At 59.1% G+C, this 18,177-nt stretch carries 14 protein-coding genes; 3 read left to right on the forward strand and 11 right to left on the reverse strand.

Translation table 11 applies throughout. The features are described 5' to 3' along the window. Positions 1 to 344: 344 nt before the first annotated feature. Together Q9K01_RS11505 and Q9K01_RS11510 are read right to left on the reverse strand one after the other, a co-directional pair. Positions 345 to 1,295 (reverse strand): MlaD family protein, encoded by a 951-nt coding sequence (locus tag Q9K01_RS11505; protein ID WP_305930389.1) that lies wholly within the window; start codon positions 1,293 to 1,295, stop codon positions 345 to 347. Between the two features lie 11 nt (positions 1,296 to 1,306). Next, the gene (locus Q9K01_RS11510) at positions 1,307 to 1,813 is read right to left on the reverse strand and encodes a winged helix-turn-helix transcriptional regulator (protein WP_305930390.1); all 507 of its coding nucleotides are present in this window, start codon (positions 1,811 to 1,813) and stop codon (positions 1,307 to 1,309) included. An 87-nt stretch (positions 1,814 to 1,900) separates the two neighbouring features. On the opposite strand from Q9K01_RS11510, the gene Q9K01_RS11515 reads away from it, so the two are divergent. Genes Q9K01_RS11515 through Q9K01_RS11525 form a run of 3 tightly spaced genes read left to right on the forward strand, consistent with a single transcriptional unit; the run spans position 1,901 to position 6,131 of the window. Then, positions 1,901 to 3,049 (forward strand): HlyD family secretion protein, encoded by a 1,149-nt coding sequence (locus Q9K01_RS11515; protein WP_422785311.1) that lies wholly within the window; start codon positions 1,901 to 1,903, stop codon positions 3,047 to 3,049. 3 nt (positions 3,050 to 3,052) lie between these two features. Further along, positions 3,053 to 4,606: a DHA2 family efflux MFS transporter permease subunit gene (locus Q9K01_RS11520; RefSeq protein WP_305930392.1), complete on the forward strand. Its 1,554-nt coding sequence runs from the start codon at positions 3,053 to 3,055 to the stop codon at positions 4,604 to 4,606. A 37-nt stretch (positions 4,607 to 4,643) separates the two neighbouring features. Further along, complete coding sequence (locus Q9K01_RS11525; RefSeq protein ID WP_305930494.1) at positions 4,644 to 6,131, forward strand: efflux transporter outer membrane subunit; 1,488 nt, start codon at positions 4,644 to 4,646, stop codon at positions 6,129 to 6,131. Positions 6,132 to 6,570: 439 nt separating this feature from the next. Here the strand turns inward: Q9K01_RS11525 and Q9K01_RS15415 are convergent, their stop codons facing one another. The 9 genes from Q9K01_RS15415 to Q9K01_RS11565 all read right to left on the reverse strand — a co-directional run bounded on the left by Q9K01_RS15415 (position 6,571) and on the right by Q9K01_RS11565 (position 18,165). Further along, positions 6,571 to 8,082: a TonB-dependent receptor domain-containing protein gene (locus Q9K01_RS15415; protein WP_340324272.1), complete on the reverse strand. Its 1,512-nt coding sequence runs from the start codon at positions 8,080 to 8,082 to the stop codon at positions 6,571 to 6,573. A 9-nt stretch (positions 8,083 to 8,091) separates the two neighbouring features. Beyond that, positions 8,092 to 9,507 carry a TonB-dependent receptor gene (locus Q9K01_RS15420; RefSeq protein ID WP_340324269.1) on the reverse strand — a complete coding sequence of 472 codons (1,416 nt, stop codon included), beginning with the start codon at positions 9,505 to 9,507 and terminating at the stop codon, positions 8,092 to 8,094. Positions 9,508 to 9,928: 421 nt separating this feature from the next. Continuing rightward, the gene (locus Q9K01_RS11535) at positions 9,929 to 10,900 is read right to left on the reverse strand and encodes an alpha/beta fold hydrolase (protein ID WP_305930393.1); all 972 of its coding nucleotides are present in this window, start codon (positions 10,898 to 10,900) and stop codon (positions 9,929 to 9,931) included. After that, on the reverse strand, positions 10,897 to 12,534 hold the full coding sequence (locus Q9K01_RS11540) for a flavin-containing monooxygenase (RefSeq protein WP_305930394.1): 1,638 nt from the start codon (positions 12,532 to 12,534) through the stop codon (positions 10,897 to 10,899). The genes Q9K01_RS11535 and Q9K01_RS11540 overlap by 4 nt, the downstream gene beginning before the upstream one ends. After that, the gene (locus tag Q9K01_RS11545) at positions 12,531 to 14,141 is read right to left on the reverse strand and encodes an acyl-CoA synthetase (RefSeq protein ID WP_305930395.1); all 1,611 of its coding nucleotides are present in this window, start codon (positions 14,139 to 14,141) and stop codon (positions 12,531 to 12,533) included. The genes Q9K01_RS11540 and Q9K01_RS11545 overlap by 4 nt, the downstream gene beginning before the upstream one ends. 63 nt (positions 14,142 to 14,204) lie before the next feature. Continuing rightward, positions 14,205 to 15,296, reverse strand: a complete 1,092-nt coding sequence (locus tag Q9K01_RS11550; protein ID WP_340324270.1) for an acyl-CoA dehydrogenase family protein — start codon at positions 15,294 to 15,296, stop codon at positions 14,205 to 14,207. Then, positions 15,296 to 16,546: an acyl-CoA dehydrogenase family protein gene (locus Q9K01_RS11555; protein ID WP_305930397.1), complete on the reverse strand. Its 1,251-nt coding sequence runs from the start codon at positions 16,544 to 16,546 to the stop codon at positions 15,296 to 15,298. The genes Q9K01_RS11550 and Q9K01_RS11555 overlap by 1 nt, the downstream gene beginning before the upstream one ends. Before the next feature lie 6 nt (positions 16,547 to 16,552). Next, positions 16,553 to 17,029: a Zn-ribbon domain-containing OB-fold protein gene (locus tag Q9K01_RS11560; protein WP_305930398.1), complete on the reverse strand. Its 477-nt coding sequence runs from the start codon at positions 17,027 to 17,029 to the stop codon at positions 16,553 to 16,555. Next, positions 17,026 to 18,165: a thiolase C-terminal domain-containing protein gene (locus tag Q9K01_RS11565; RefSeq protein ID WP_305930399.1), complete on the reverse strand. Its 1,140-nt coding sequence runs from the start codon at positions 18,163 to 18,165 to the stop codon at positions 17,026 to 17,028. The genes Q9K01_RS11560 and Q9K01_RS11565 overlap by 4 nt, the downstream gene beginning before the upstream one ends. Positions 18,166 to 18,177: the final 12 nt, after the last annotated feature.

Here is an 18,177-nt window from a genome sequence, read left to right on the forward strand (position 1 = left end):
GTTGTCTCATACGGTCGTCGCCGAGGACCATCGCAAGCTGGAAACCCGGCCTCGAAGCGATTCCTCCATGGCGACTTACGCATGGTCAAAAAAATGGTGCCAGAAGAGGCATCACATTCGAACTTCTTTTCCGTTTAATTTCTGATGTTTAGATATTTCGGTCAAGCTGAAAAGCCCGCAAAAGGCCCGCAAAATCCCTCTAATGTATTGGTTCGATGCCTTTTTTAGGACTCGGAATTTCAATTTCAAACTTGACCGCGGAGTAGGTCGTTATCCGCTTTGCGCTCCAATCTCCGCTATTCTACGGGCTGCGCGCTCAGCCCGAAAGCTGTCATCCGTTCGGCTTACTTTAGATCATCGATATTCGCGCCAGCTTCTCTTGTTCCAGCTTGATAGTCCGGGAGGGGAGGATTTGATGTAATTCCCTCGACCTGAATATCTTCGATTTTCTCGCTGAGAGGAGCAAGTTCGCGACTAAGCTCGCGAAGGACCGTTTCCCCTTCAACCAGAGAATCTTCGACCGCCGGAATGCCGCTCCTTATTAGGGAAAGTTTGTTTTCAGCGTTCTGCACCCCCTCCCTGAATTGGCGAAGGCGTCTTTGCGCGATAGTCGAAGCGTTCCCGCCTGAGATCCGCCGATCTGCATCTCGAAGATTATTTCCCCATCCACCAACCCTTTGCCCTAAGTCTGACAATCTTCCTTTTGTTGAGGCCAAATGTTCGTCCCAAACTTCGGCGTCCGATGCGAGTGCGGCCGTCGTGACTCGAAGCCGGACAAGATCGGAGGTGATCACCCGTTGCTTTTCTGGCTCCAGTCCTTCGTTCAGAACGCGAATGCTATTTGCCACGGTCTCTACCGTGGCGGTCGCATCCCCCCCGAATAGTCCGGTTTCGTCCGAGGCGGGAATGATCTTTTTTCCTGACTTGTCGGTGTAAATGCCCCGACGACCCCGTCGGCCCTCGAGCACGAGCGCAGCCTCGCCGGTAAGCAGATTGGTGCTGATTGTCGCTTCAAGGCCAAGGACTTTCGCCGCAGAAGGATCGAGAGTCAGAACAACGAGCACGTTTTCCGGTCCATTTACCGGCAGGCGGACCGATGTTACCTGTCCCACAGGGACTCCCGATAGTGTTACGGTCGATCCCGGCTGAAGGCCTTCCACGGAGCGATCAAACTTGATCTGATATGTTTCCTGATTTGGTCTCGGATCAATTAGCCACACCGCGAAAGCGATGATCGTAAGCATCAGAATGCCAACGATCCACCCCACTACGGTGAAGTTTGCGTTAGTTTCCATCTAGCACGCCTTCAGCGGTTTGTTCGTCCGGCAGAGGGCCGGTGCAATGAAAGTTCGCGTCCGGCATGCTCCATTCGGGTGTCCGCTATAGAACATGACCGAGGTTCGTCCCCTGGCGCCATCGCCTCGAGCGGGGCATCCGGGCGCGTCGGATGTGTATTGGTTTGAGATCGGCCTAGTCCCAACACGGGTGTGATGCCGCCCGGCCCGTGGCGATCGAATATTGCTATTACTTGCGCAATCCGCGTCCGGTCACTCAAGCGCGAAGGCGTCATGTCTTCCAGGCCGCTGCTGGTGGATGTGATTTCAAGTCGTCTGGCGATGTCCGTCTGGTTCAGGGCAGGATCTCTGATGAGCTGCGCCAACACACGCCACTGCGTACGATTGAGGCTCAGCGGCTGTGCTCGGTCATCGAATGCCTTGCGCGCGGCGCGACTGATCTCGTCCATCATGAAGATCGCTCGATCATCGTCGGTGATGACATTGTCGAGTGCGAGAGTGTCCTCGTCTTCCGTCATGAGTGGGTCCTATCGATCAGGAAAAAATAGTAAAGGACTTTCGTATTTTATTTTGACCGCTATATCGCTCGTGCAACGGGCCAAACGATGGCGAGGAGCGAAATTACCATGGCGGACGAGACAGCAGGCGATAGCGATCAAGGCGAACGTCCGAAGGGGTTGTCCAGTCCGCGGGTCCGGCTTGGTCTGCTGATCGCCGTCATTCTGGTCCTGCTCGCCGGGGGCTACTGGTATTACAATCATCAGACGTACGGCCGATTCCAGCAGTCCACCGACAACGCTTATATCGCCGCCGACAGCGTCATCATCTCCCCCAAAATTGCCGGCTATGTCGAGCGCGTACTGGTGACCGAGAATCAAACGGTTGCGTCGGGCGATGCACTTGTGCAGCTGGACGTGCGGGATTATCGCGCCCAGACCAGCCAGGTCGAGGCCCAGATCGCGGCGTCGCTCGCCGGAGCTGATACGGTTCGCGCACAACAGCGAGAGCAGGATGCGGCTATCGAGCAGGCCCGTGCCCAACTTGCCGCGGCATCTGCGCAGGCCGGTCTGGCTGCGGAGCAGGTTGCGCGTTATCGCCCCCTTGCCGCTTCCGGAGCGGAGCCGCGCGAAAGGCTCGACCAGCTGCAGGCCCAGGCCAGAGAAGCGCAAGCCCAGGTCGCGGCGGCGCGCGCCGCGCTCACGGCTGCACAGCGGCGGCAAGGCACGCTGGGCGAACAGATAGACCAGGCCAATTCGCAAGCCAACGCAGCTCGTGCGCAGCTTGAGGCGGCCCGCCTGAACCTGTCGTCGACCACGCTCAGGGCGAGCATTTCCGGGCGGGTGGGTGACCTCACGGTCCGGCCCGGACAATTTGTCCAGCCCGGCCAGCGCCTGATGAGCGTGGTTCCCACCGACCGTCTTTATGTGACGGCGAATTTTAAGGAAACGCAGCTCGGCCTCGTCCGCCCCGGGCAACCCGTCACCCTGGAAATCGACGCGCTGCCCGATCTCGAGTTATCGGGGAGAGTGGAAAGCATCGCCCCCGGGACCGGGGCGGAATTCTCGATCCTGCCTCCGCAAAACGCGACGGGCAATTTCACCAAGATCGTTCAGCGCGTCCCGGTCCGCATATCCATTCAGGCTTCTTCCGAAGTCCTGCGTCTGCTGGTGCCGGGCATGTCCGTTGTCGCCAGCGTTGATACCCGCGGCGCCAGAAACGAACTCGATTCGATCCGCAACGCGGCCAGAGACTGACCGATGGCAGGTGCCTCTGCTGCGGTTGCTCCGCCGGTCGAGAAGGCCGATGCCACGGCCTGGATCGCCGTAGCCGCCGGTGCACTCGGCGCGATGCTGGCAACGCTCGACATCTCGATCGTCAATTCCGCGCTGCCGACGATACAGGGAGAAATCGGCGCGACCGGAACCGAGGGCACGTGGATTGCGACAGCTTTCCTTGTAGCCGAAATCATCATCATCCCTCTGAGTGCATGGCTGGAAAGACTGCTCGGCCTTCGAACTCTGCTCATCGTCGCCGTTTCCGCCTTTACGGCCTTTTCGGTGTTGTGCGGCATTGCCACCGATTTGACGACCATGATCATCGGCCGCACCGGTCAAGGATTCATGGGAGGCGCGCTGATTCCCACCGCCATGACCATCGTGGCGAAGCGGCTGCCTCCATCGCAGCAACCCATCGGCATGGCGCTGTTCGGGATGACGGTGGTCCTTGGTCCGGTCATGGGGCCGCTCGTCGGGGGCTGGCTTACGGAGAACCTGAGCTGGCACTACGCTTTCTTCGTCAACGTGCCCGTCTGCGCCTTGCTCCTGGCTCTGCTCTTCATCGGGCTGCCCCACGAAAAACCTGACTGGGTCTACCTGCGCGAGGCGGATTGGGCAGGCATCGTGGGTATGATCCTTGGCCTTGGCGGGCTGACCGTCGTTCTGGAAGAAGGCCACCGTGAGGAATGGTTCGAATCCACACTGATCGTGCAGCTCACGTTGATGACGATCGTCGGCTTCGCGCTTCTGACTTACGGACAGCTGTATGCACGCAAACCCGTGCTCAAATTGCGCCTGATGCTCAGCAGACAGTTTGCCAGCGTAGTGGTGATGGCGCTGGCGCTCGGTATGGTCATGTATGGCTCGACCTACGTGATCCCGCAATTTCTTGCGATAATTTCCGATTACAATGCCTTGCAGACCGGACTCGTGATCTTTTGGATGGGTGTTCCGGCCTTCCTGCTGATGCCCGTGCTGCCCTTCATGATACGGAGGATTCACATCCGGATTGCGGTCGGCGTGGGCATGTTCATCATGGCGCTAAGCTGCTTCGTCAGCATCAATCTGACAGCGGAATCGGGGGGTGGAGTGTTCACCGAAAGCCAGTTCCTGCGTGGCATCGGCATGATTCTCACGATGATGTTCCTAAACCAGGCGACGGTAGCTTCGGTTGCCAAGGAGGATGCCGGCGATGCTTCCGGGATCTTCAACGCGGCGCGAAACCTCGGGGGCTCGTTTGCGCTCGCGGGGCTTGCCTCGTTCCAGGACCAGCGCCTGTGGCACCATAGTCGGCGCATGGAGGAAACCCTCAACGCCAACAGCTCCCGGTTACAGGAATACCTGGACGGCATGGCGGCGTCGCTGGGTAGCCCACAGGCCGCGCTGGAGATGCTTTCCGGCATCATTCAGCGCGATGCGTTCGTAATGACCTACAACGATGTGTTTTTCGCCATGGGCGCGATTACCCTGGCCACGGTGCCGCTGGTACTGTTCCTCAAGCCTCTCCCGAAGAACGTATCCCTTGCGATGCACTGAGGACTCTATGCGCAATACCCTAACCCTCCTCGCTCCCATGGCGCTCCTCGCGGGTTGCATGTCCGGTCCCGACTATGCCGGTCCTCCGCAACTTGCGACCGCCGCAAGCGACGCGTTCGTACGGGCCGGCCCCGAAATCGATCCGTCAGCGCCGATTGCCGGCGACTGGTGGACGCTGCTCGGCGATCCGGTCCTCAATGATCTGGAAGCGCGCGCGCTGGTCGGCAATCCGGGCGTGGCCGCGGCGCGCGCTCGCATCGAACAGGCAAGGGCTTCTGTCCGCCAGGAGCGCGCCAACCGGCTACCCGCCGTGGCTGCGCAGGCGACTGCGGTCCAGGCGAATATCCCAGGGCTAGATATCGGCAGCGGCCCGCCACCGGGATCGCCCGGCGCTCCTGCAGACACCGAAGAGCAGGACAGCGTCAGCGTCTACAACGTCGGGCTCAACGCAAACTGGGAGATCGATTTCGCTGGGGGGCAGGCACAGCGTGTCGAGGCCATTAACGCTCAGGCTGCGGCCTCGGTGGCGAACGCCGAGGATGCGAAAGTCCAGCTCGCCGCCGAAGTCGCGCGGGCGTATGTGAGCCTGCGAGAAGCGCAGGGGCGGCTCGAGCTTGTCGAGCGAGAACGGGAATTGCAGCAGCAGATTCTCGAACTGACCTATCAGCGCTATACACAGGGCACTCTCCCACTGTTTCCGGTCGGTGACGCGAACGCCGAGCTCGAACTGCTCAAGTCGCAAATCGCCGAAGCTCAAGCGGACATAGATGTGTTCAAGGACGCGCTCGCGGTGCTGGCGGGCGAAGCGCCCGGCGCACTCGACGGGCTCCTGTTGGCTCAGGCCGAAATTCCGCTTCCCCCCGAACGGGTCGCGGTGGGCGATCCCGCAGCGCTGATAGCGCGGCGGCCGGATGTTCGAGCCGCCGAACGCATGCTGGCCGCGGCGAATGCGCGCATCGGCGTGGCAGAGGCTGCTCGCTTCCCCAAGCTTTCCTTCATGGGGATTCTCGGTTTGGGCGGATCGGAGCCCGACGACATCCTCGACCCGGGCAACTTATCGGCAATCGCCTTGCCGCGGCTGCAGTGGAACCTGCTTGATTTCGGCCGCACGGCAGCATCGATCGATCAGGCCGAGAGTGCGCGCGACGAGGCCGAAGCGCGCTATCTTGAAGTGGTCATGGGCGCACTACGCGACGCCGAACAATCGCTTGCTCGGTTCGGGCAACAACGAGCCAACGTAGCCGCGCTGGCGCAGATCAGTCGACAGGCCGACACGGCTGTGGAGCTTAACGAGCAACGCCGCGCCGCAGGGGTAATCTCGCAAGGCGAACTCAACACTTCGATCCGCAAGCGCGAACAGGCCAGAGCAAATCTCGATCGGGCGATCGCCGCCATGACAAATGGCTGGATCGCGATCCAGAAGTCGCTTGGGTTGGGATGGGTCGAATTGTCTCGCGACAATCGCACGTCGGTTGAGCCAGCTCCGGTCGATCGAAAATCAGTTATGAAACCTGAACAGAGTTAGGATAAGTTTTCTCAGAAGTCTGCCCCGAAACCTCTTCCAACTTTTCCTAACGCGTCAGCTCCTTGTGCACGGTGACCCAACCTTGGATCATAGGGGTCAGAATGTTTCCGCCTTTCGCAGAGTGCGTTCGCCAGTATCACCATCGGATATCCCGATTGCGCTATTCGGTGACTCTTCATTGTCGTATCTATGTTAGGCCTTAAGCTTTCCGCGAGCATCTCGTAGCGACAGCAACGAGCGATCGTACAGGCATTTCGATGCAGCTCGCGTTTGGCCGGTTCGATGACCGTCTCGTCGGTAGGCTTACGAGGCGGTCATCGAGCATCACGCCGCTCTGGGAAAGCTACAAAGTCATGGGTCGAAATACGAACCAGCTGGCACTGTCCGTTCGGGTCGTTGGGGGGACCACCGATCTCCCCGCCAACACGATCTGGACCTGTTAGAAACTGAACCCCAAAGCAACACCATATCTACGAGGATCCAAAGTGTAGATATTGGTAAAATTTCCCGAGGATGCGTCGGTCAAGTACAAACCTGTCACCGAGCTGCTGTCGAAAATGTTCTGAACAAATCCGCGCACGAACCAACGCTCATCCGCACTGTTCAACTGCACGATCGCGTTGGCTTGCACGAATGGCTCGATCCGGTTGACCCTGCCGTTAAAGATATTGCCGTATTGCTCACCAGTCAGCGCTACGTCCACGCGAGGAACCAGGGTCATGCCATTGTCGAAAGTGGCGGTGTACTGCACACCCATCGAAACCTTCATTTCGGGGGCCTGCGGCAACTTGTTCCCTTTTATGTTGACCTCTACGCCAGGGCTTAACAACGCAAGGCCGCTGCCCGCCGGAACGGCTCCAACCAAGACATCGCAAATGCTGAATGCGCCGCTCGACGCAAGATTGCCGTCGCTAGGAAATTCTTCGGGACCACGAAGACCCAGAGCTGCGTTCACTCCGGCAACGAATGCGTCGGCCACGCCGGGGGCTGGCCCCGTTACGGCACAATTAGCACCATTGCTGATATCCTTGATGATGACGGCATCAGGATCGCCGCCACCCGGGTCGCGCGGATTGGAGAAGAACTGGTCGCCGGCAACTTCCGCGTTGAGATAACTGAAAGTCAGGTTGACAAGCCAATCGGGATCGGGCCGGATAACGGACTCTATCTCCACACCCCAGATATCGGCATCGATAGTATCATTGACTGAGGTACGGGCGACGATGCGGCTAAGCTGCAATCCGCTATACCTATAGTAGAATGCAGTAGCGTTTAATTGCAGGGCACCATTCGCAAAGGTATTTTTCGATCCGATTTCAAATGCGTCGATGGTTTCTGATCCGAAGCTTTCAGCCACATCGAAAACGGGCGAAAGGGGCGGGTTGATACCCCCGGATTTATAGCCCCTCGCATAAGACGCGTAAATCGAATTGTCAGGCGTAACTTCGTAGTCGAGCACCGCACGCCCGGTTATTTCATCGAAACCTACTTCTCTGAATTGCGTCAGCTGCTCACCTGGCGTACCAGGATCGGCATCAAAAACACCAGAGGGACCGGTTAAGGGAGTGATCGGGCTGTCGAACGGCTCCCCGTCATACGCGTAAGGATTGAGGAAGCTAATCAAGGTCGTGCGCGCAGTCACGTCTTTCTTGTCGTCGTTATACCGCAAACCTCCGGTGAAGGTCAGACGCTCGGTCAGGTCGACGTAGATCTCTCCGAACACACCGAAGCTCTCAAGATTAGCCTCGAGAGAATTGTTGCGGTACATGGATGTCGCGAAGTAGGATGGCGGTGCACCGCCTGCCAAAGTACCGAACGATCCCAGAACGGCACTGGCGTAGTCAAGCGCGAATGAGTTTACATAGTAACTGTTGTCGGTAGTCTTGGACTTTGCATAGATCCCCCCAAGCAGGAAATTGAATGCTCCGTCGAAATCACTGGAAAGGAGGATTTCGCCGCTCTAGGATTCGCGTTGCTCTGAAGACCTGTCGAAGGATAGCGGCGTTTCGCTGCACAATACATTACCTTCGAACGCGCCCCTGTTCCCATCATCGTTATCGGAGGTACACAATACGCCCCCTGGGCCATTGGGGATGAGAGCCACCACGATCGGAGTAAAATACGCCGAAGAACCTGGCACGAACGCCGGTGCAGGTGCGGGGAGGCCGGTAGGCAAACCGTTGGCCGCGAAGCCGGACAACACGTTCAAGGCCGTAGCAAAGCCGGTACGATCCTGAATGCCCAGAAAGTAGTCCTGCCGCGAATCGACTTCGGTGTCCTGATAAAGACCGGTTGCAGTCAGTGTCATGGCTCCGATGCGCTGCTCGAGGCGGGCCTGTAGCTGCAGTTCATCAGTAAAATAGAATGGAGTATACGCCGTGTTTACCGTGCGCACATCGTCGGGCTTGTCGAATCCTGCAAATGCATCGGGGCCGTACAGGCTTCCCAATCCCAGTACCGAGGGAATTCCCTGAATAGCGAAGAACTCTTGCGAACTGAGCGTTGCGCCGACTGTGGAATTGGCATTGGTGATGTCAAAGTCGCGGCGATTGTTCAGACAACCCAGCACGCCGAGCGGGTCACGCTGGCAGGCCTGCTTCTGGCTACGTAAACGGGTGTCATCTTCCCTGAAATAATATGCCATGAAGTCGAGAGTGGTATCGGCACCGGGTTCAAAACGAAGTGAACCACGAACAGCGTACATGTCTCGGTCGTCGACATCCGAATTGTCGAAAAGGTTTGTGGTGTAACCGTCGCGATTCAGAAAGAATCCGGCTACCCGAACGCCGATAGAATCGCCGATCGGGACATTGACCATCCCCTCGGCCTTGATGCTGTTGTAATTCCCATACTCGAATTCTCCGGCCGCGCCGAAAGAACCGAGGTCGGGCTTGGCTGTCACAAGGTTGACAACGCCCGAGGTAGCGTTGCGGCCGAAGAGGGTGCCCTGCGGCCCCCGTAGGACCTCAATTCGCTCAAGGTCAAAATATTCTGTTTCGAACAGCCGGGTACCAAAAAGAGGGGAGCCATTGATATGGATAGCCGTCGCTGCGTCACACGTCACACCAACACAAAGATCGCCGATACCACGGATGGTGAAGGACGACCCGGTGAAGTTGCCCTTCGAAAATGACACGTTCGGGAGCGTCAATTGAAGGTCAGCAGCGTTTTCGATCTGCTGGCTTTCGAGAGCCGTAGCATCGAAGGCACTGACCGCGATCGGCACCTCTTGCAGACTTTGAAATTGGCGTTGGGCCGTCACGATGATTACGGATCCTTGGGGTTCCGCCTCATCAGTTGTGGAATCCTGCGCTAAAGCCATCTGCGGCCAAGCCAAGATGGCCGAAGTGGCGAGCGCCATCGCTCTCAGTGTCATATAGCATCCCTTCCCATCTCTTCAGTGCGACGATAATTAGCTCCGTCGCTTACTGCAAAATGGGGCGACCTCGAGGGTCGCCCCTCAGTCTAAGGAGAGGAGAGGGAGAGAATTAGCCCAATCCCCATCCAAGGGCATATACATCCGCGTGATATTAGTAAAGCGCCTTATCTCTTGACCCCATGGGCCACGATCCAGATCGCACGCGGAGTGAACGTTTGCTAAAGATCAGCAATGGTTGGCGCGCTAAGCGAGTTGCTCCCGATAAAGCTTTTGCCCCAGCTGGCGTCGAGACCAAACGAAGCGTTCGCCATGCCGACGGCGACAATGGTTCGGATATAGTACAAGTTGAATATGGATGCCCTTGGCCCCCATCTCGCTGGCCTCTGACCAGGAACCAGCCTCTTGGCATGGGGAGATCTCAGAGGCTCCAAAAGGCCAGTACCGCCCGAAGCGCAGCGACGAACGCGAGCGGCTGATCCAGCATGAGATGATGGCGTGCATCGGGCACTGCAACAATTGGTATATTTCCCCCTCCCAGTTCCCGGATATAGCGGGCGGAATCGCGATCAAAGAGCTGACTTTTCTCGCCGTACACAATCGCTTTGCGACCGGGCGCATCGACCAGCCTCTGGCCCACGGTCAGCCATTCGTCGGGCTTGTTGCTGCGCCGGAACACTTCGGGAGAAAACTTCCATGTCCACTCCTCGCCATCGCGGCGGAGAGAGTGATAGGCCATGTAGTCCAACAGGAACGGCTCACCAACTGGCTGCGGCGGCGACAGGATATACCTCTCGCGCGCCGCTTCGTAGCTGGGATAGCGCCGGACCGGTTTGTCAGGATTACCCGACCCGGGGCTCGATCTGCCCATGGTCCAGTATCTCTCCAGCTTTTCGGGCCGCATCACCATGAGGTCGCAGACAATAACGCCGGCGAAGGCATCCGGCGATTGGGAAACGGCGGTCAGTGCTGCACCCGAGCCGAAGCTGTGGGCGATAATCGTCGGTTTGCTTCCATCCGCAAACAAATCGAGCGCCTCGCTGATCTCGACAAATTCCTTTCCCCGCGCAGCTATATCGGCCACGCCGCGCATCTCGCTATCCCCCATACCGGCCAGGTCGAAGGCCACCACGTCGTAGTCTTCGGCAAAGTACGGTGCGATGAAGGCAAAGCAGCGGGCATGAGCGAGAAACCCGTGGGTCATGAGCAATTTGGGCCGGTCACGCTTGCCCCAACGAAGATAATGCACCCGCGCCCCACCAACCTCTACGAAGCCTTCCTCACGCGGCACGCTCAGCGCCCAGGCGAACCATTCGGGAATATCCGCCCCATCGCCGGCCCATACGGGATCGATATCTGTTGACCCGTTATGGATTGCATTCATCTCATTCATTTTGGCGCAGTCTCCAAACCGGATAGTGTATTCCTGATAAAACCACGATAATCGTGCCGTGCGACATCGTGGCATAGATCGGCGTAACCAGATACGCTGGGGAAATTGATGAGTTGTCGGGGTTTGCCGGGAATATTGGCGCCCATGTACCACGATTCAGCCTTGGGGAAGAGCGTCATCGCCCCTGTCTGTGCGACCATATCGGTCCAGCTTCGCTCGGCCCGCGCATCGGCTTCGAAAAGGCCGATGCTGTTATCGCGCAGCCAGATCAGGAAATCGCAGATCCAGTCACCCTGGATCTCGGCGCTTGTCGGACCGTTGGAAAAGCCTGAAGGGCTGAGGGGGCCATATGCGAACAGCATGTTCGGAAATTGGGCGAGGGCCATGCCCAGATAGGCTTTGATCTCGCTCTTCCATGCTTCTGCCAGCGCCAGCCCGCCGCGGCCGGTGATGTTCATGTCGATGAGCCCGCCACGACCGGCATCGAAGCCGGTCGCGAAGACAATGAGATCGCACGGGATCATGCCTGTGGCTGTTTCTATCCCGGCCTGGGTGACGCGAGTGATCGCGGTGTCGTTCAGATCGACCAGCGTCACACTGTCTTGTGCGAAGATCTCGTAATAATTCTGTTCGAGCGATGGTCGCTTGGTCCCGAAGGGATGTGGCGGCTCATCGGGAGCAAGTTTCTCGGCAATGATGGGGTCGCAGATCCGCTCGCGCACCTTGTCACGCCAGAAATCATAGGCGTGGCGATTGGCGTCCTCGTTCGTCAGTATGTCAGCGAAATTATGATACCAGAAGCGCAACCCTCCTCGCTGCCACAAATCCTCGAAATGCGTAGTCCGCTCCTCCTCGGTCACAGCCAGGGCCGAGATGTCAAGCGATTGGCATTCGAAACCGCCACTTGTCGTCAGCCTTTTCTGGAAGACAGCGGGATATTCGGATTTTTCGCGAAGCTGACGATCAGCGTCCAGTTTTTCCTGCCGCATGGGAAGGGCGAGGATCGGGGTTCGCTGAAAAAGCGTCAGCTGCTCCGCGCAGCTTGCCGCCTCCTGCGCCACCTGTACGCCGCTGGCACCCGTGCCGATCAGGGCGATCCGGCGGCCGGAAAGGTCGATGCCTTCCTGCGGCCAGCGGGCGGTATGGCACCAGTCGCCTTCGAAATCGCTAAGACCCGGGATATCGGGAATGTAGGGTTGCGAGGCGAACCCCAGGGCCGGCAAGAGGAAACGCGCGCTTACTTTTCCGCCATCGTCGAGCTTCAATCGCCAGCAAGCGGTGTCGTCATCGAACTGCGCGCTTTCGACCCGTGTTTTCATTCGCATTGCGGGCCAGAGGTCGAGCGTATCGCAGACGTGGAGGAAATAGGCGCGCAGTTCTTCCCAGCCTGGAAATCGTTCGCTCCACGTCCAGCTTTTCCATATTTCGGCTATGGAAAATTCGTAAAGTGGAACCTGGGAATCGACCCGCGCTCCCGGGTAGCGGTTCCAGTACCAGATTCCCCCCGGCTGCTCCGCTGCGTCTACCAGCAGAACATCGAACCCCGCCTGACGCAGCTTGTAAAGCAGGTATATTCCGCTGAACCCGGCCCCGACGATAACGACATCATAGTCAGGTGGGGGCGAATGGCTCACGAAGCTCCGGCACCCTCTTTCGCGATCTCTTTGGCCGTAGCGTAGTCCGCCTTGCCGTTTGACGCGCGCAAGGCAGTTTGCGTCGGGCAAATCGCCTTGGGCGTTTTGTAGCCTGCCAGTTGCTCGCGCACGTGATCCTTGATCGCCTGCGCGTCGAAGTCCGCATCCTGGTTCAAATGCACCACAGCGGTCACCGCTTCGCCCCATTTTTCATCAGGCACCCCGACGACAAGCGCGTCGGCAATGGCGGGATGGGTTTTGAGCACTTCCTCCACCTCCTCGGGGTAAACCTTTTCACCTGCGGTGTTGATGCAGACGCTGCCGCGGCCCAGCAAGGTCAGGCTTCCATCGGATTCCACCCGGCACCAGTCGCCCGGGATTGAGTAACGCACGCCATCGATCGTCCTGAAAGTCTTGGCCGACTTTTCCGGGTCCTTGTAGTATCCTGTGGGGATTGCGCCCTTGCGGGCAATAAAGCCGGGCACGCCGCTCCCCGCCTCGACCTTCCGGTCGTTCTCGTCGAATACGTCGCAAAATTCCCCGATTCCGAATTTCGCGGTGTTGGTGCCGCCCTGTGCGGTCGTCACCGACAAGCCGAAGCCCAACCCTTCCGAAGCGCCAAAACTGTCCATGAGGATGACCTGGGGGATATGTTTGCACAGGCCCGCCTTTACCTGTTTGCTCCACATGACGCCGGACGAGATGATCGAAATCAGGCTGCTCGTGTCCCAGCGCTTCGGGTGTGCGTCCAGCGCCTGCAGCATGGGCTTGGCAAAAGCGTCACCGACAATGGCGATGCTCTGCACCTTGTGCTGATCCACCGCATCCCATAATTCTTCCGCGTCGAAGGATGGATCGGACAGCGTGACGATGGCCCCGCCCGACATGAGCGTGCCGATAGCAGTAATGAACCCGGTTCCATGCATCAGCGGGCAGGCTGGCAAAGTGATGCGCGCAAGCTCGCCCTGCTTCACCAGGGCCACCATTTCCTCCATGGTCTGGGGAACCGGACCCAGCAGCTTTTGCGCGTCGAGCTGAGCCTTGCGCATGTCATCGTGTCGCCACATCACGCCCTTGGGCATGCCGGTGGTACCGCCTGTATATATGAACAGCAGGTCATCGGGAGAACGCTCGATATCGAGAGGCGCGCCGTGACCTTCTACAAGTTTTTCGTAAGGAAGCGCGAAGGAAGAGATCTGCGAAGCATCGCCGATTTCGACAAATGTATGAACCTTGGTCAATCGCTCCTTAAGTTCAAGAATGCAGTCGCGGAACTCGTAACTGTAAACGATTACTTCGCTATCGGAATCGTCGAAGATGTAGAAAACCTCTTCGGGACGGTAACGATAATTGATGTTCACGTGCGTGAGGCGGCCCTTGAAGCACGCGGCCATCAATTCCCCGTATTCGGGACGGTTGCGCATGTAGAAGGCTATCTTCGCCCCATCGCCTGCACCTTGCGCGCGCAGATTGCGCGCCAGATTGTTCGAACGTTTCGACATTTCTGGCCAGGTAATGATCCGGTCGCCGTGAATCAGCGCCGGAGCATCTTCCGGGACCGCAGGTTCGATTGCATCGAGGATGTCGCCAAGGTTCCAGTCGATCACGTATTAATTCCTCTCTCCTTGGTAACCACGATTTTGTCGGTAGCGTGCGCCCAATTCATTGTCTCATGCGACCTGCGTCCATCCCTGCAAGGCCGCTGCTTCGGCCCGGACCGCTTCGGGACCTCCCAGAACCTGGCGGTCGAAACCGATTCGCTTGAACCAGAAATGCAGACCTAGGAGATCGGTAAAACCCATCCCCCCATGCACCTCGGTTGAGGTTCGGGCGACGAAACGGTGGACTTCGCCCGTATGTGATTTGGCATGGCATGCCACCAGCGAAGCCTCGTCGGGCGTCGCATCGAACGCATGGGCGGCATACCAGACCAGCGAACGGCATGGTTCGTGGCGGGCAGCCATTTCCGCGCACATATGCTTGACCGCCTGAAAGCTGCCGATCACTCGTCCGAACTGTTCGCGCTGCCCGGCATAGTCGACTGCTTTTTCGATCATAGCCTGGCCTGCACCAAGACTATCGGCCGACAGAAGCACTCGGCCAGCGTCGCGCAGACGCCTGCTTGTGCATCCATCATCGTCCGCGAGAGCTTCGCCCGTTACTCCGGAAAACCGCAATTCTCCTACGCTCCGGGTGCGGTCGATCGTCGTGAGGGAAACCTTCTCCAGACCCGCAGCATCGCCAGGTACGAAGTGGATCCGACCGGCGGTATCGGCTACCAGAAACGCGTCGGCTTCCAGGAAGTCGAGCGCGAACAAAGCCGTTCCGTCGAGCTTTGCGCCGTCGAAGTCCACGCCTGCCCGGTCCCGGATCTCGACCGTTTCGGCGATCGCGACGGCGATTTGCGCTTCGCCCTTCGCTATCCTCGGCAGCCAGTGCGCCTTCAACTCCTCGCTACCGCACTGTGCCAGCGCAAGGGGTGCCAGTACATGGGCACCGATAAAAGGCACCGGCGCGACGGCATAGCCAAGCTGTTCAGCAACGACGGCGGCATCGAGCATTGTCATCCCGAGCCCGCCATGTTGTTCGGGAACCATCATTCCCCAAATGCCGAGTTCGCCCAGCGCCGAACGCACCCTGTCGATGAAGGGAACCGTGCCCTCAGCGCATTCGCGCACATGATCGAGCGGACAAGTATCAGCAAGAGTGCGACTGATCGCGTCGCAGAGCATCTGCTGGTCCTGCGAAAGTCCGAAATCCATCAGGCGGCTCCCTTTTTCTGCCCGCTCGCAACGGCCGTCGCCTGTTCGGCCGCGGCAGGCCTAGCGAGCTTGGGCTCGCGCGGCATTTCCAGCCCGCGTTCGGCGATGATGTTCTTCTGGATCTGGGCTGTGCCGCCACCGATTATCAGACCAAGCTGAAACATGTAGTTCCACTGCCAGGCGCCGTCTTCGCGCTCGCGCTCGCTGCCGTGATAGAGTATGCCCATCTCGCCCATTGCGTCGATCGCGAGCGCGGAAATCTGATGGGCGAGCTCACAGCTCTGCAGCTTCACGACAAGTTTCGCCATGCCGCCGGGATCGCCCCTAAAGCTGTTCGACAGGATGCGCATGCCGTTAAGTTTCATCGCCGCGACTTCGGCTTGCAATGCAACCAGCCGGTCACGCAGAACGGCGTTGTCCATTGCGCAACCCTGGCCGATGCGTTCTTTTTGCATCAGCCTGACCAGCGCCTGGAGCCGGTTTTCCAGTGCATCGGGATCGCCCAGCATGCCACGTTCATGGCCCAGTGTGGCATTGGCGACGTACCACCCCTGCCCGCGCTGCCCGACGATCTGGTCCATGGGAACCCGCACGTCGGTAAAGAACGTTTCATTGAACTCGGCATGACCGGTCATGGTCTTGAGTGGTCGGACCTCGATCCCTGGTGTGTCCATCGAGAAGATCAGGTAGGAGATGCCGCCGTGCTTGGGCGCATCCTGCTCGGTCCGCACAAGGCAAAAGATCATGTCCGCCTGCTTGGCCGTGCTGGTCCAGATCTTCTGTCCGTTGATAACAAAGTCGCCATTTTCAACCCGGGCGCTGGTCTTGAGCGCGGCGAGGTCCGATCCCGCTCCAGGTTCCGAATATCCCTGACACCAGACTATCTCGCCATTAAGGGTCGGCTCGATCCATTGCCGTTTCTGGGCTTCGGTTCCGAGTTCCAGCAGCGTTGGAACGAGCATGGAAATGCCCTGGTTCGCAAGGCCTGCGGGGATGCCAGCGCGCGAAAATTCCTCGGCAATGATCCGCGATTTCAGGATGTCCGGCTCGGCTCCGTATCCGCCGTATTCCTTGGGAATCGTACGCGCCGTGTAACCATGCAGGATCAACAGCTTTTGCCATTCGACGGCTTCGGGGGAAGGGCGCGCGGCACGGCCCTGGCCATCGGGTGCGCGGTGACCGTGGGTTTGCAGGAACTGGCGCACTTCCTCGCGAAACGCGTCATACTGGGGTCCGTAGTCGAGATCCATCTTGGTCTATCCTTCTGCGCGCGCGATCGCGACGGGCCGGAATACTGGCAGGCGAAAATCTTCGGAGATCGGCTCGAAATCCAGCGTGACCGGCAGATCGAGCTCAAGCTCGTCGAGCGCGCAATCGACCAGCCGGGTTGCCATGCGCACTCCCTCCTCCAGTTCCACCACCGCAGCGATGAAGGGAATCTCACCGGCGAAGGCGGGATGCAGTGCCTGATGGGTCACCGTCCAGGAAAACAGCGTGCCATTGCCGGTGCTACGCTCCCACGACCATTCGGGAGAACCGCATCGGGCGCACATGTAGCGCGGCAAATGCCGAAAACTGCCGCATCCGCCGCACTGCTGGAAGTACAGGCTGCCGTCCTGGCACCGGTTCCAGAATTCCTGTTCCACCGGATCCTGCGGGCGGGGCTTTGGCTTGGGCGGTGTGGCCTGCGCCGAGGGGCGCATCTTGGGCGGCAGATCTTTCTCGTCGCTCACGCATACCTCCTCAAAATCGCTATACTGCCGTCACCCAGATCGCCCCAGCCGGTAACCAGGCCGGTCTGGGCGCCTTCGACCTGCCGCTCCCCACAATCGTGGCGCAACTGACGCACCGCCTCGACGACATGGTTCAGTCCCCAGACATGGGCCTCGCTCAGCAGGCCGCCATGGGTGTTGACGGGATAGCGCCCGCCCAGCTCGATCTGGCCATTCGCGACGAACTCTGCCTGTCCACCTGGTTCGCAATAGCCCAGGGCCTCCAGCTGCAGGAGAACCACGTAGGTGAAGCAGTCGTAGATCTGCAGAAAATCCATGTCTTCGCGATCGACCCCCGCCATTTCGAACGCGCGCGGCGCGGCGTAGCTCAGGCCGATCTTGAAGGGGTCGGGACGCGAAGGGATATCGTCGGCGGGGTAAGGATGCCCTTCAGCCGCACCGGCGATGCTCACGGGAACATGCGGCATGTCCCTGGCGCGGTCCATTCGCGAAACCACGACTGCGCATGCCCCGTCAGTCTCCAGACAGCAATCGTAGAGGCGAAAGGGTTCGGATATCCAGCGCGCGGAATGGTAGGTTTCGGCATCCAGTTCCCGGCCATAAGTGAAGGCCTGCGGATTCATCTGCGCATGGCGACGGCACGCTAGGGCAACGGCCGCCATCGCTTCCGGGCCGATATCGTAAATTCGGGAGTGCCGGGTGGCGAGCCAGGCATACATCTGCACCGGCAGGAACACGCCATACGGAATGTAATAGCCCTGGATCGTATTCGTCAGGGTGTTCATGTTCATCGGCCGCGTCGGCGGTGCGCCAGGCTTGGGCCGCAAGGCGGAATAACCGTTCCACCCGAGCGTCACCAGCACATGGTCGCATAAGCCGCTGGCAATTGCCATCGCGGCGTTCTGGAGTGCCGTGGTAGGGCTCGCCCCGCCCATGTGGACCGTAGAGGCATAGCGCAGAACTTCGATACCGAGGTTAGCCGCCATCTCTTCCGAGGTGGTGTAGATCGGCGGAGGAACCATGCCGTCGATATCCGACGGCTTCAGCCCTGCATCTGCTATGGCTTTGCGCGATGCTTCCAGCATCATGTCGACCGCGGTTTTCTCGGTGCCTTTCACGAAAGCGGTTTCGCCCACTCCGGTGATGGC

This window comes from Qipengyuania benthica (genome assembly GCF_030717865.1).
GTDB classification, from domain to species: domain Bacteria; phylum Pseudomonadota; class Alphaproteobacteria; order Sphingomonadales; family Sphingomonadaceae; genus Qipengyuania; species Qipengyuania benthica.